This is a genomic window from Novosphingobium sp. HNCC26DJ243 (assembly GCF_057180545.1).
Genome location: NZ_JBXUGN010000002.1, coordinates 538,617 through 551,284 on the forward strand (window position 1 = coordinate 538,617; position 12,668 = coordinate 551,284).

At 64.9% G+C, this 12,668-nt stretch carries 16 protein-coding genes; 6 read left to right on the forward strand and 10 right to left on the reverse strand.

Features of this window, described 5'->3' with window-relative positions; genetic code table 11:
* Window positions 1-37 precede the first annotated feature (37 nt).
* Window positions 38-2,710 carry an aconitate hydratase AcnA gene (gene acnA / locus AC2A04_RS10130; RefSeq protein WP_484212198.1) on the forward strand — a complete coding sequence of 891 codons (2,673 nt, stop codon included), beginning with the start codon at window positions 38-40 and terminating at the stop codon, window positions 2,708-2,710.
* Between the two features lie 168 nt (window positions 2,711-2,878).
* On the opposite strand, the gene AC2A04_RS10135 is transcribed toward acnA, so the two are convergent.
* Window positions 2,879-2,953, reverse strand: coding sequence for a hypothetical protein (locus AC2A04_RS10135; protein WP_484212257.1), 75 nt, complete (start codon window positions 2,951-2,953; stop codon window positions 2,879-2,881).
* Here AC2A04_RS10135 and AC2A04_RS10140 point away from each other — a divergent pair.
* The 3 genes from AC2A04_RS10140 (at window position 2,946) to AC2A04_RS10150 (ending at window position 4,788) form a co-directional block, all read left to right on the forward strand.
* Entirely contained in the window at window positions 2,946-3,605 is a 660-nt protein-coding gene (locus AC2A04_RS10140) for a hypothetical protein (RefSeq protein WP_484212199.1), read from the forward strand. The genes AC2A04_RS10135 and AC2A04_RS10140 overlap by 8 nt on opposite strands.
* A 549-nt stretch (window positions 3,606-4,154) precedes the next feature.
* A complete protein-coding gene (locus AC2A04_RS10145; protein WP_484212200.1) occupies window positions 4,155-4,586 on the forward strand; it encodes a hypothetical protein in 432 nt (143 codons plus the stop codon).
* Window positions 4,579-4,788: a helix-turn-helix transcriptional regulator gene (locus AC2A04_RS10150; protein ID WP_484212201.1), complete on the forward strand. Its 210-nt coding sequence runs from the start codon at window positions 4,579-4,581 to the stop codon at window positions 4,786-4,788. The genes AC2A04_RS10145 and AC2A04_RS10150 overlap by 8 nt, the downstream gene beginning before the upstream one ends.
* On the opposite strand, the gene ruvB is transcribed toward AC2A04_RS10150, so the two are convergent.
* Window positions 4,765-5,793, reverse strand: a complete 1,029-nt coding sequence (gene ruvB, locus AC2A04_RS10155; protein WP_484212202.1) for a Holliday junction branch migration DNA helicase RuvB — start codon at window positions 5,791-5,793, stop codon at window positions 4,765-4,767. The two genes, AC2A04_RS10150 and ruvB, sit on opposite strands and share 24 nt — an antisense overlap.
* Window positions 5,794-5,796: 3 nt before the next feature.
* Window positions 5,797-6,411, reverse strand: coding sequence for a Holliday junction branch migration protein RuvA (gene ruvA / locus AC2A04_RS10160; RefSeq protein WP_484212203.1), 615 nt, complete (start codon window positions 6,409-6,411; stop codon window positions 5,797-5,799).
* Window positions 6,412-6,518: 107 nt separating this feature from the next.
* Here ruvA and AC2A04_RS10165 point away from each other — a divergent pair, with 107 nt between their 5' ends.
* Window positions 6,519-6,935 carry a hypothetical protein gene (locus tag AC2A04_RS10165; protein WP_484212204.1) on the forward strand — a complete coding sequence of 139 codons (417 nt, stop codon included), beginning with the start codon at window positions 6,519-6,521 and terminating at the stop codon, window positions 6,933-6,935.
* On the opposite strand, the gene ruvC is transcribed toward AC2A04_RS10165, so the two are convergent.
* The 6 genes from ruvC to AC2A04_RS10195 all read right to left on the reverse strand — a co-directional run bounded on the left by ruvC (window position 6,932) and on the right by AC2A04_RS10195 (window position 9,815).
* Window positions 6,932-7,408, reverse strand: coding sequence for a crossover junction endodeoxyribonuclease RuvC (ruvC, locus tag AC2A04_RS10170; RefSeq protein WP_484212205.1), 477 nt, complete (start codon window positions 7,406-7,408; stop codon window positions 6,932-6,934). The two genes, AC2A04_RS10165 and ruvC, sit on opposite strands and share 4 nt — an antisense overlap.
* 114 nt (window positions 7,409-7,522) lie before the next feature.
* Window positions 7,523-7,873: a DUF3147 family protein gene (locus AC2A04_RS10175; protein ID WP_484212206.1), complete on the reverse strand. Its 351-nt coding sequence runs from the start codon at window positions 7,871-7,873 to the stop codon at window positions 7,523-7,525.
* A gap of 1 nt (window position 7,874) precedes the next feature.
* A complete protein-coding gene (locus tag AC2A04_RS10180; protein WP_484212207.1) occupies window positions 7,875-8,639 on the reverse strand; it encodes a YebC/PmpR family DNA-binding transcriptional regulator in 765 nt (254 codons plus the stop codon).
* A gap of 90 nt (window positions 8,640-8,729) precedes the next feature.
* Window positions 8,730-9,047, reverse strand: a complete 318-nt coding sequence (locus AC2A04_RS10185) for a heavy metal-binding domain-containing protein (protein WP_484212208.1) — start codon at window positions 9,045-9,047, stop codon at window positions 8,730-8,732.
* 84 nt (window positions 9,048-9,131) lie between these two features.
* Window positions 9,132-9,368: a DUF2312 domain-containing protein gene (locus tag AC2A04_RS10190; RefSeq protein WP_298282411.1), complete on the reverse strand. Its 237-nt coding sequence runs from the start codon at window positions 9,366-9,368 to the stop codon at window positions 9,132-9,134.
* Between the two features lie 105 nt (window positions 9,369-9,473).
* The gene (locus tag AC2A04_RS10195) at window positions 9,474-9,815 is read right to left on the reverse strand and encodes a DUF1244 domain-containing protein (RefSeq protein ID WP_484212209.1); all 342 of its coding nucleotides are present in this window, start codon (window positions 9,813-9,815) and stop codon (window positions 9,474-9,476) included.
* Between the two features lie 73 nt (window positions 9,816-9,888).
* Between AC2A04_RS10195 and pyk the strand changes: the two genes are divergently transcribed.
* Window positions 9,889-11,343: a pyruvate kinase gene (gene pyk / locus AC2A04_RS10200; protein ID WP_484212210.1), complete on the forward strand. Its 1,455-nt coding sequence runs from the start codon at window positions 9,889-9,891 to the stop codon at window positions 11,341-11,343.
* 21 nt (window positions 11,344-11,364) lie between these two features.
* Here pyk and AC2A04_RS10205 read toward each other — a convergent pair whose 3' ends face one another.
* Complete coding sequence (locus tag AC2A04_RS10205; RefSeq protein ID WP_484212211.1) at window positions 11,365-12,666, reverse strand: sensor domain-containing diguanylate cyclase; 1,302 nt, start codon at window positions 12,664-12,666, stop codon at window positions 11,365-11,367.
* Between the last annotated feature and the right edge of the window lie 2 nt (window positions 12,667-12,668).

The following is a 12,668-nucleotide window of genomic DNA, read 5'->3' on the forward strand; positions in this document are numbered from 1 at the left end:
GCAGCAACGGCCGCGACAGGAGGGAAGACGCACAGCCATGACCCAGGTCGGACAGGATACGCTCGGCGCCCGCAGCACGATGAACGTGGGCGGCAAGGAGTACGCATACTACTCGCTCAGCAAGGCATCGGAGAAGTTCGGCGATATTTCGCGCCTGCCCTTCTCGATGAAGGTCCTGCTCGAAAACCTCCTGCGCTTCGAGGATGGCGGCTTCACCGTCTCGACCGGCGACGTTCAGGCGATCGTCGACTGGCAGAAGAACCCCACCGAATCGAACAACGAGATCCAGTACCGCCCGGCGCGCGTGCTGCTTCAGGACTTCACCGGCGTGCCCTGCGTGGTCGACCTTGCCGCGATGCGCGATGCCATCGCCACGCTTGGCGGCGATACCAGCAAGATCAACCCGCTGGTTCCGGTCAACCTGGTGATCGACCACTCGGTCATGGTCGATGAATTCGGCCATCCCAAGGCTTTCGAAGAAAACATGGAAATCGAATACCAGCGCAACATGGAGCGCTACGATTTCCTCAAGTGGGGTTCGAAGAGCCTCAACAACTTTTATGCCGTTCCTCCCGGCACCGGCATCTGCCACCAGGTGAACCTTGAAAACATCGCGCAGGCGGTGTGGACCAGCACCGACCAGAACGGCGTGACCGTCGCTTATCCCGACACCTGCGTCGGCACCGACAGCCACACCACGATGGTCAACGGCCTCGGCGTGCTGGGCTGGGGCGTCGGCGGGATCGAGGCTGAAGCCGCAATGCTCGGCCAGCCCGTCTCGATGCTCATTCCCGAAGTCGTCGGCTTCAAGTTCACCGGTGAACTCAAGGAAGGCGTGACCGCGACCGACCTCGTGCTGACCTGCACCAACATGTTGCGCAAGCATGGCGTGGTCGGTCGCTTCGTCGAATACTACGGCCCCGGCCTTGCCGCGCTGTCGCTGGCCGATCGCGCGACGCTTGCCAACATGGCGCCCGAATACGGCGCAACCTGCGGCTTCTTCGGCATCGACGACAAGACGCTCGACTACATGCGCCTCACCGGCCGTGAAGAAGACCAGATCGCGCTCGTCGAAGCCTATGCCAAGGCGCAGGGCTTCTGGATCGACCCTGCGGTCGAACCGATCTTCTCCTCGACGCTCGAACTCGACCTCGGCACCGTCGTCCCGTCGCTCGCAGGGCCCAAGCGCCCGCAGGATCGCGTCTCGCTTCCCGAAGTCGATGACGTGTTCAACGCCGACATGGCCAACACCTACAAGAAGGCGCCCACCCGCGTTCCCGTGGCTGGCAAGGACTTTGATCTGGGTGACGGCGACGTCGTGATCGCGGCGATCACCTCATGCACCAACACCTCGAACCCCGGCGTGCTGGTAGCAGCGGGCCTCGTTGCCAAGAAGGCGAACGAGCTCGGCCTCAAGCCCAAGCCCTGGGTCAAGACCTCGCTCGCTCCCGGATCGCAGGTGGTCACCGATTACCTCAACCGTGCAGGCCTGCAGGAGCACCTTGACGCCGTCGGCTTCAATCTTGTCGGCTATGGCTGCACCACCTGCATCGGCAACTCGGGCCCGCTGGCCGAACCGATCAGCAAGGCGATCAACGACAACGGCCTCGTCGCCAGCGCGGTAATTTCGGGCAATCGCAACTTCGAAGGCCGCGTCTCGCCCGACGTGCGCGCGAACTTCCTCGCCTCGCCGCCGCTCGTGGTCGCCTATGCGCTCAAGGGCACGGTGATCGAAGACTTCACCACCACCCCGATCGGCGTGGGCAGCAAGGGCCAGGACGTCTACCTCAAGGACATCTGGCCCTCCAACAGCGAAGTCGCCACCACGATGGCGGGCTGCATGGACCGCGCGATGTTCCAGGCCCGCTATGCCGACGTCTACAAGGGCGATGCGCACTGGCAGGCGATCAACGTCACCGGGTCGGAGACCTACCAGTGGCGCGCCGGGTCGACCTATGTCGCCAACCCGCCGTACTTCGAAGGCATGAGCATGACGCCGGCCCCGGTCAGCGACATCATCGAAGCCAAGCCGCTGCTGATCCTCGGCGATTCGATCACCACCGACCACATCAGCCCCGCAGGCTCGATCAAGGCCGACAGCCCGGCCGGCCAGTGGCTGCTCGAGCATCAGGTCTCGAAGGCGGACTTCAACTCCTACGGCGCGCGCCGTGGCCACCACGAAGTGATGATGCGCGGCACCTTTGCCAACATCCGCATCAAGAACGAAATGGTCCCCGGCACCGAGGGCGGCTTCTCGCGCTTCGGCGACGAGGTCGGCTCGGTCTACGACGTGGCGATGAAGCACAAGGCGGCGGGCACGCCGACCGTGGTCATCGCGGGCAAGGAATACGGCACCGGTTCTTCGCGCGATTGGGCGGCCAAGGGCACCAACCTGCTTGGCGTCCGCGCCGTCATCGTCGAAAGCTTCGAGCGTATCCACCGCTCGAACCTCGTCGGCATGGGCGTGCTGCCGCTGCAGTTCAAGGACGGCCAGAACCGCACCGCGCTCGCGCTGTCGGGTGACGATACCTTCACCATCAAGGGCGTCGCCAATCTCCAGCCGCGCCAGGACGTCGAAGTCGAGGTGCTGCGCAAGGACGGCACCAAGCTGACCTTCACCGCGCTGTGCCGCATCGATACCGCCAACGAAGTCGAGTACTTCATGAACGGCGGCATCCTGCACTACGTGCTGCGCAAGCTCGCTTCGTAAGCGCCGCACGGCCCCAGGCCACACAGCAAGGCCCGCCGGGGAAACCTGGCGGGCCTTTCTTGTGCTTGGTCGGCTGAAGGCGGGATCCGGCGACCACGAAAAAGGGCGGCTCCCCCCGGAGACCGCCCTTCCTTTGCCCAACCGTAAGTCGGGACTTCAGCGCTTGGTTCAGGCCTTTGCGGGCTTGGCAAAGCGACGTCGGGCGACAAGGCCCGCAGCTGCTGCGCCGAACAGGATGATCATCGACGGCTCGGGCACTTCGGTTCCGCCGGTCGTCGAAGAGGTGGTCGTCGTGCCGCCGTTCGAGCTCGAGCTCGAACTCGAGGTAGATGAAGAGGTCGAGCTCGAAGTGGAGCTTGAAGTGGAGCTGCTGGTGCTGCTCGAAGTCGATGAGCTCGAGGTTACATTGCCCGAAGAGGTCGAGGTCGACGAACTCGACGTCACGTTGCCCGAGGACGTGCTGACGTTCCCCGAAGAGGTGCTGACGTTGCCGCTCGAGGTTGAGACGTTGCCACTCGACGAGGACACGTTGCCCGAGCTGGTCGAGACATTGCCTGACGAGGTCGACGTGGAGGTCGAGACGCCGCCCGTCGAGGTGGAGACGCCACCGGTCGATGTGGACGTCGAAATGCCGCCCGTCGTGGTCGAGCTGGTAATCCCGCCCGAGCTGCTCGAGGTCGATCCGCCGGAAGACGAGGTCGAACCGCCCGAGGTCGAGGTCGAGCCGGTGCTGGTCGAAGAGACGACGACGCTGCCGCCCCCGCCACCACCGCCGCCGAAGAAGCCGCCGAAGAAGCCGCCGCCGAAGCCGCCGAGGCCGCCGCCGCCGATCACCACCGGCACGCCGCCACCCGAACTGCCGCCCATCTGCTGCGGGGGCATCGGAGGCATGTAGGGCACGGGCACCATCGCCATCTGCTGGGCCGGCTGGCAAGACTTGGTCGTCGTGGTGGTCACGATGCGGCGCGCGCGATGGACTGTGCGAGGCGCGGCGCGCTGCGCGATCTTGCGCTTGGCCATCTTCACCTTGACTGGCTTCACGTGATGGATTTCACCCTGCGAGGGCGCTTCCGAGACGTGTACCGCGCCGCCGCCGAGCATTGCCCCGCCTGCCGCTGCTGCCGCCAGTTTTGCCAAAGCCATCCGAACCGACATGATCTGTGCTCTCGTTCTTCCCTGGGAAAGCGCCTAGCAAATGTGGGTTAACACCCTGCTTGCCTTTCCTGACAGATCGAAGAACGCAGAACGGCGGCAGTGGAGCAATGCCGTTAACCGCTTTGAAAGGCCTGAATCTGCCCGAAAACGGGACCGGCGCCGGGCTGCCGGTAACTCTGTGCCAATATGGGACCGAACCGGCAGGGCTGGTGAATGTCATGCTTGACGCTGTGTAACCCCAAGGTTACAAGTAACCTATAAGTTACATCGTATCCGGGGAGTGCCGTCAATGTCCGATTCTGCCGAAGCAGCAGACCGCCTGAGCCGCAAGCGCGTACGCATCCTCAGCGCGGTCATGGTCGTGTTTGCAGTCAGCCAGGCCAACCTCACGGTTACACCGCCACAGCGTACCGTGGAATTCGTCGGTCTGGCGGCGTGGCTGTTGATGGCCACGGCGCTGCTGGTCGTGCTACGTACCGGCGGCATGTTGCTGCGTTCGCCCGAGCTGCGCCGCCTTGCCAATGACGAAGTCACGCGCGCCAATCGCGCCGAAGCGATGGAAGCGGGCTTCCTGGCCGCGATGCTCGCCGCGATCGTCCTTTCCGTCGTTGCCGCGATCACGGCGACGCCCGTGCTCATCGCGCTGCGCATCGTCATCCTGCTCGGCCTTTACGTCGCCACGATCCGCTTCGTGCAACTGGAGAAGCGCGCCCTTGGTTGAAAAGCTTGAAAATCATCTGCGCGAGGCACGCGAGGCGCGGGGCTGGACACAGGCCCAGCTTGCCGACGCGATCGGGGTCAGTCGCAAGACAGTGAACACGGTCGAGAACGGCATTTTCGTGCCCTCGACCCTGATTGCGCTCAAGCTCGCAGGGGCGCTGGGCCAACCTGTGGAAGCGCTATTCCTGATCGTCGAAGAGTGACGGCGTCGATCCGCTGGGCGGCGTCAATCCAAGGTGCTGCCACCCGCGATCGTTGAGGCAGCGTCCGCGCGCCGTCCGCGCGACAAGGCCCAACTGGATCAGGTAGGGCTCGATCACTTCCTCGATCGTGTCGCGCGGTTCGGAAAGGCCCGCTGCCAGCGTCTCGACGCCCACCGGCCCGCCCTTGTAGATATCGGCGATCATCATCAGGTAGCGCCTGTCCTGCAGGTCCAGGCCGATCTTGTCCACTTCCAGCCGGGTCAGTGCACTGTCGGCGATGGCCTGCGTGATCTTGTCCGCGCCATCGACTTGCGCGAAATCGCGCACGCGCCGCAACAACCGTCCGGCAACGCGCGGCGTCCCGCGCGCGCGGCGGGCGATTTCGTTCGCGCCGCCCTTGTCGATGCCCACGCCCATCAGCGAAGCCCCGCGCGCCACCACGCGCTCAAGCTCGGCCACCGAATAGAACTGCAGCCGCACCGGAATGCCGAAGCGGTCGCGCAAGGGAGTCTGCAGCAGACCCTGCCGCGTCGTCGCGCCGATCAGGGTGAAGGGCGCAAGATCGATCCGTACCGAGCGCGCCGACGGGCCCTCGCCGATGATCAGGTCGAGCGCGCGGTCTTCCATCGCCGGATAGAGCACTTCCTCGACCACGGGATTGAGGCGGTGGATCTCGTCGATGAACAGCACATCGCCCGATTCGAGATTGGTGAGCAGTGCCGCCAGGTCGCCCGCCTTGGCGATGACCGGTCCGGACGTTGCGCGGAAGTTGACCCCCAGTTCGCGCGCGATGATCTGCGCCAGCGTGGTCTTGCCCAGCCCCGGCGGGCCGAAGAACAACACATGATCCATCGCCTCGCGCCGCATCTTGGCGCTCTCGATGAACACCCGCAGATTGTCACGCGCAGCCTCCTGCCCGACGAACTCGTGCAAGGTCTTGGGCCGCAGCGCCGCATCCGGATCTTCGTGCTGGCGATCGGGGGAGAGAATGGGGTTATCGGTCATTCGCTATCCCGCCGCCCTCTTCAGCGCCACGCGTACCAGGTCGTTCAATCCCGCATCCTCGCCCAGTTCCTCGACCGCCTTGGCCACGGCGCTGCTTGCAACGGCTGGTTTGAAGCCAAGGTTCTGCAGGGCGGAAACCGCGTCCGCACTTGCCGAACCCGGCGGCGAATAGGCAACCTCTCCGCCCAGCCCGACCGGCGAAGCATACCCCGCCAGGCCGCCCGCCTTGTCCTTCAGCTCGTTGACGATGCGGCTGGCGAGCTTCGGCCCGACGCCGTTCGCCCGCGCTATCATCGCGGCATCGCCGTGGGCGCAGGCGCGTTGCAGTTCCTCTATCGCCAGTGCCGAGAGGATCGCCAGCGCGACCTTGCTCCCCACGCCCTGAACGGCGGTGAGCAGGCGAAACCAGGCGCGTTCTCCGGCGCTGGTGAAGCCGATCAGGCGCTGGTCGGTCTCGCTCACCTGCATTTCGGTGTGGACCACGACCTTGTCGCCCCGGATGCCGAGATGGGCCAGCGTCTTGGCCGAACATTGCACGAGATAGCCGACGCCGTTGACGTCGATCACTGCCCAGTCGGGTCCGGTGTCGTCGAGTATGCCGGTCAGCTTGGCGATCATGGTTTGTTCCTATGGCAGGGAACGCCGCGGGCGGCAAGGGGAGGGCGCACGGTTGCCACGCGCGCGAAGGCGTGCAAGCCTTGTACGGCTTTCGAGGGGAGAGGCAGATGGCATTCTGGGACGTGGACCTGACGACGCGCGATGGCGCGCAAGGCGCAGTGCGCAGCGGATCGACCGCAGCTTTCGTATTTGCCGCGATGGGCGTTCTGGGTGCGGTGCTGATGGGCGGACTTGCCGGGCCGGCCAGCGACGAAGGGCTGGGCGTGATTGTCGGCGGTTCGATCGAAGCCGTGATCGGGCTGGTCGCGGGTCTGCGCATGCGGGCGGGAAAGGGCTTCTACTGGGCGATCGCCGCAGCGCTTCTGCTGGCTCTCGAACTGATCGGCAAGATCGTGATGCTCTCACCCGGCGGCGCGATCCTTTCGGCCGTGGTGCTCACGTATCTGGTCAACGGCATCCGCGGCCTGCGCGCCCTCAAGCATGAGGTGGGTTACGAGGACGCCGACGTCGATGTGTTCAGCTAGCGATGGCTGCCGAGCATGTTGGCGTGAGTGATCGCAACGGCGAGGGCATCAGCGGCGTCCTCGCCCGCCAGCTTCACGCCGGGCAGCAGGATCTTGAGCATGTGCTGGACCTGCTGCTTTTCGGCGCCGCCCGTGCCGACCAGCGCCTTCTTGATGACCTTGGTCGGGTATTCCGCCACCGGAATGCCCGCGCGCGCGACCGATAGCATGGCCACGCCCCGCGCCTGCCCCAGCTTGAGCGTCGACTGCGGGTTCACGTTTACGAACACTTCCTCGACCGCGCCGGTATCGGGCTTGTAGAGGTCGATCACCGTGCCAAGCGCGGCGTCGAGCTCGACCAGTCGCTCGGCCATGCTTGCCTTGGCGTCGGTGCGGATCTGGCCGTTTGCGACATGGCGCAAGTTGCTGCCCGATTTTGAGACCACGCCCCATCCGGTGCAGGTAAGGCCGGGGTCGATGCCCAGAATGATCATGTCAGGCCCCTAATCGGCAATCCAGACTCCCCGCCCCGTTCGTGTCGAGCGAAGTCGAGACACGGCGCGTAAAGTGTCTCGACTTCGCTCGACACGAACGGAGGTCGGTTGGCATCACAAACGCAAGCCGAGACGCGGGCCGATCTGCATCATTGCCAGATAGAGGGCCACCGTCAGCGCGCAGCTCGCCAGCAGTGCCGCCCAGAATGGCAGGCCAGCGCGCAACAGGCGTGGGATCAGCAGGAACATCGGCAGCGAGGGCAGCACGTACCAGAACGTCGCCTCGGCATGGATCGCCATGTTTTCAGCGTCGGGCCGCTCCCGCCACAGCAGGATCATGCCGAGCACCGAGACAAGCGGCAGCGAGGCCACCAGCGCGCCGACTGTAGGAAGCTTGCGGCCGATCTCTGCGATCAACGCGATAAGCAGTCCGGACAGCAGCGCCTTGGCGGCCAGTGCGAGCATATCAGCCCAGCTTCTCCATCACGTCGTCGGGGATCTCGTAATTGCCCCACACGGTCTGGACGTCGTCATCATCGTCGAGCACGTCGATCAGCTTGAGCAGCGTCGCCGCGTCGTCGGCCGAGACTTCGGTCTTGAGGCTGGGCTTCCACGCGAGCTTCACGCCCTCGGCTTCGCCCAGCGTCTTTTCGAGTTCGCGCGCGACCTCGTGGAGATTCTCGACCGCGACCCAGATCTGGTGGCTGCCGGGGTTCTCGTCGCCATCGCCCGCATCGGATTCCACATCGTCGGCGCCGGCTTCGATCGCGGCCTCGAGGACCTTTTCCTCGTCACCCGCCTTGCCGGGGTATTCGATCAGGCCAAGGCGTTCAAAGCCATGGCTCACCGCGCCGGACGCACCAAGGTTGCCGCCGTTCTTCGAGAAGGCGGTGCGGATGTTGGTGGCAGTGCGGTTGCGGTTGTCGGTCAGCGCTTCGACGATGATGGCGACGCCGCCCGGGCCGTAGCCTTCGTAGCGCACTTCCTCGTAGTTATCGCCTTCGCCCTTCGATGCCTTGTCGATGGCGCGGGCAATGTTGTCCTTGGGCATCGACTGCGCCTTGGCGGCGTTGACCGCAGCGCGCAGGCGCGGGTTCATGTCCGGATCGGGCATGCCCATCTTGGCCGCGACGGTGATTTCGCGGCTGAGCTTGGAGAACTGCGCCGAGCGCTTCTTGTCCTGCGCACCCTTGCGATGCATGATGTTCTTGAATTTGGAATGGCCTGCCATCGTCCGTGCTTCTTGCTGGTCCGTGCTCAATGCGGGATTCTGGCCTGCCCCTAGCCGACCCGGCGCTTGCGGGCAATGACTGCGCTAAGTCTAGAGGACAACCGCCGTACCGCTGACGCTCACCATCAGCATTGAGCCGCGCGCGCCGATCGTCTCGTAGTCGATGTCCACGCCGATCACGGCATTTGCACCAAGGGCAAGCGCCTTGTCCTCGAGTTCACGCAGCGCCTGTTCGCGTCCGCGCGAGAGCACTTCCTCGTATTTGCCCGAACGGCCGCCGAAGATGTCGGTGATCGACGCGAAGATGTCGCGCACGATGTTCGCGCCGAGGATGACCTCGCCGGTCACGACGCCGAGGTAACGCTGGACCGGCCGACCCTCTATCGCGCTGGTGGTGGACAGGATCATGGCAAGGCTCTCCGCTTGTTTGATGACAAACCTAGCCTGATTGCCGGTGGATGCCGAGGGCGTTCTTGCCCCCGGCCACAGGCATCAATCGATGCCGAGGGCGTTCTTGTACGTTTCGAGCACGGCTTCCATCTCGCGGCGGTCGTCAGGCTTCATCTTCCGCAGTCGGACGATCTGGCGCATGATCTTGGCGTCGTAACCGGTCGACTTGGCTTCGCTGTAGACGTCCTTGATGTCGTCGCCGATGCCCTTCTTTTCCTCTTCGAGGCGTTCGATGCGCTCGATCAGAAGGCGCAGGCGGTCGTCGGCGGTTTCGGCCATCGGGGTATCTCCTGGTAACGGGTGAATCGGTTGGCCGCGCTGATAGACGCGCCGCCGCGCCACGGCAAAGCAGTGCTTGTGGAAATCTCGGGCGTGCTGGCCGGATCAGTCGCTATCTGCGTTGCGCTTCATGCTTTCGTCCATCCGGGCAAGCTGCTCGGGCGTGGCCTCGGTCTGGTAGCGCGCTTTCCATTCCGCGGCCGGCAGGCCATGGATTACTTCGCGGGCCCTGGCCTTGTCGAACCCGGCTCCGGCATCGTTGATCCAGTCGGCAAGGCAGTTGCGGCAGAACCCTGCAAGACCCATCAGGTCGATGTTCTGCGCATCATGACGATGACGCAGGTGGCGGACCAGTCGGCGGAAGGCCGCGGCCGCTACGGCATCGGGCAAAGTGGCAAGTTCGTCATCGCCCTTACTGTCCCGGCAATCGGTTGCATTCGTATCCACTATAAACGTCCTTGGGTTTTGGCGGGGCATCCGCCATAGCGCGTGGCATTGATGCATAAGGAGTAGTCGAGCCGTGGCCAAGATCGATCCGCGTGGACGCAAGGTAAAGATCCTGGCCACTGTCGGGCCAGCCAGCCGCTCTCCCGAAATGCTTGAAAAGCTGGTTCGCGCAGGTGCCGATGCATTCCGCGTGAACATGAGCCATGGCGAACATGCCGTCCATGCCGAAACGATCGCCAACATTCGCGCGCTCGAGAAGAAGCTAAACCGCGCAATCACCGTGCTGTGCGATCTGCAGGGTCCCAAGCTGCGCGTCGGCCAGTTCAAGGAAGGCCGCGCGGTCATCCGGCATTCGGGCCATTTCACGCTCGACCGCAACCCCGAGCCTGGCGACGAGAACCGTGTCTGCCTGCCGCATCCCGAACTCTTCGGCATTCTCCAGAAGGGTCAGCGCCTGCTGATCGATGACGGCAAGCTGCGCCTGCGCGTGATCCGCGCGGACGAGAACGAGATCCTGTGTTCGGCCGAGGTCGGCGGCGTGATCTCGGATCGCAAGGGCGTCAACGTGCCGGACGCGGTCGTGCCAGTCCCGGCGCTGACCGAAAAGGACCGCCGCGACCTTTCATTCGCAGTCGAGCACGGCGCAGACTGGATCGCGCTCTCGTTCGTGCAGCGGCCCGAGGACGTCGCCGAAGCACGTCGCCTGATGGGCGGCTACGGCGCGCTCATGGCCAAGATCGAGAAGCCTGCGGCGATTTCGCGGCTCGAGGAGATCGTCGAGCTTTCGGACGGCATCATGGTTGCCCGTGGCGATCTCGGCGTTGAACTGAACCCGGAAGAAGTGCCGCCGCTGCAGAAGCGCATCGTCGAGAGCGCCCGTCGCCAGGGCAAGCCCGTGGTTGTCGCGACCCAGATGCTCGAATCGATGATCGAGGCGCCGACGCCGACCCGCGCCGAAGTCTCCGACGTTGCCAACGCCGTTTACGACGGTGCCGATGCGGTCATGCTTTCGGCCGAGACGGCCGCAGGTGCCTGGCCCGAAGAGGCGGTGACGATCATGCACCGCATCGCTGCGCAAGTTGAAGCCGATCCGGGCTACGCCGCGCGGGTCCACTTCATCCAGACACTGCCCGATCCGACCACCGCCGACGCGCTGGCGCAGGCCGCCGCCAGCATTGCCGATACCCTGCCGATCGCCGGGATCATCGTGTTCACGGGATCGGGCTCGACCGCCCGCCGCGTCGCGCGTGAGCGGCCTGCCGTGCCGATGCTGGTGCTTACGCCATCTGCCAAGACCGCACGCAAGGTCGGACTGCTGTGGGGGGCGCATGCGGTCACCACCAAGGACATCGGCAGCTTCGAGGAAATGATCGCCAAGGGCAAGCGCATGGCGCTGCGCCACGGCTTCGGCTCGGCGGGATCAAGGCTGGTGGCGCTCGCCGGCGTTCCCTTCGGCACGCCAGGCGCCACGAACCTGCTTCATGTCGTCACGCTGACTGGCGACGAACTCGCCCGCCACGGCGAATAGATCGGCGGCGAACAGATCGGTTCAGGCGCGCACGACGGTAGCGAGGCGAGGGGCGCTGGCATCCTTGCCCGCCCGCCGCTCGGCACAGACCACCCGATTCTTGCCGGCTTTCTTGGCCGCATAGAGCGCGGCATCGGCAATCGGCAGGATGTCGGTCGCAGAGGTGGCGGTCTCCGGCACGCAGGCAACGCCAAGCGATGCGCTGATCGGACATTCGTGGGCCACGCTCAGCGATTCGATCCGGTTGCGAAGCAGTTCGGCCTTGTCCATCGCATCGTCGAGCGAGCAGTCGGGCAGGATCGCGAGCAGTTCCTCGCCACCATAACGGCATACGACGTCGCTCGGGCGCAGGCATCCGACGATCTGCGCGGCAACATCGCGCAGTACCGCGTCGCCCTTGGCGTGGCCGTAGTCGTCGTTCAGCCGCTTGAAGTTGTCGAGGTCGAGCATGATCACCGCCGTGCTGCCGCCGGTCCTTGAGCCGAGCGAGACGAAGCGCTCGAGCGCATCTTCCATGTAGCGCCGGTTGTAGAGGCCGGTCAGCGGATCGCGCAGCGATTGTGTGCGCAGTTTCTCGCGCAGCGCGATGTTGGACAAGGCAAGCGACATCGAATCCGACAGCGCGCGGCCGAGGCGGCGGATTTCCATGAGCCGGTCGAAGGCTCCGTCCGGTTCGCCGTGCGTGATGATCAGCAGGCCGTGCAATTGCCCGCACGCCATCATCGGCAGTTCGACGCTGGCCACGTTGGAGCCATGGTGCGCGCAGCACAGCGTTGCATCGTGCGGCGCGTTGATGTGCGGCTTGCCCCGCTTCAGCGCCCAGCAATTGGCGGGCGACAGCATCTCGTGGGCGATGAAGCTCTCGGGCATGTCCCACGCGCGCGCCAGATCCAGACGGTCGCGCGAGTTGTTGAAGACATAAAGGGCAGCGCCGTAGCCCGGCAGCAGGCGCCGGGCCGTCGCCATCAGTACCGAGCCCGCGTCCTCGTAGGTCTCGGCGGCCTGGAGCATGTCGGTCATCGCGAACAGTTCCTGGATCTGTTCGCGCGAATCGCGGGTCTGGCGATATTGCTCGCGCTGGCGGCTGCGGATGGCCAGCGCGATCCGGCGCAGGGCGAGCTGCATGACAAAGATCATCGCGAGCGCAAACGATGCGATCCCCGCCAGCCGGTCGTGATAGCGTTCGTCTACAAACAGCGTAAGCAGCACGGCGACGAGCACCACGAACTGCGCGGCCATGGCCGCGATATGCGTCCGGTCGAGAAGCGAATCGTTCGCGAACAACCGTCTTGGCGGTTGCGAGCCTTCAGTGGGCTGGGGCATGC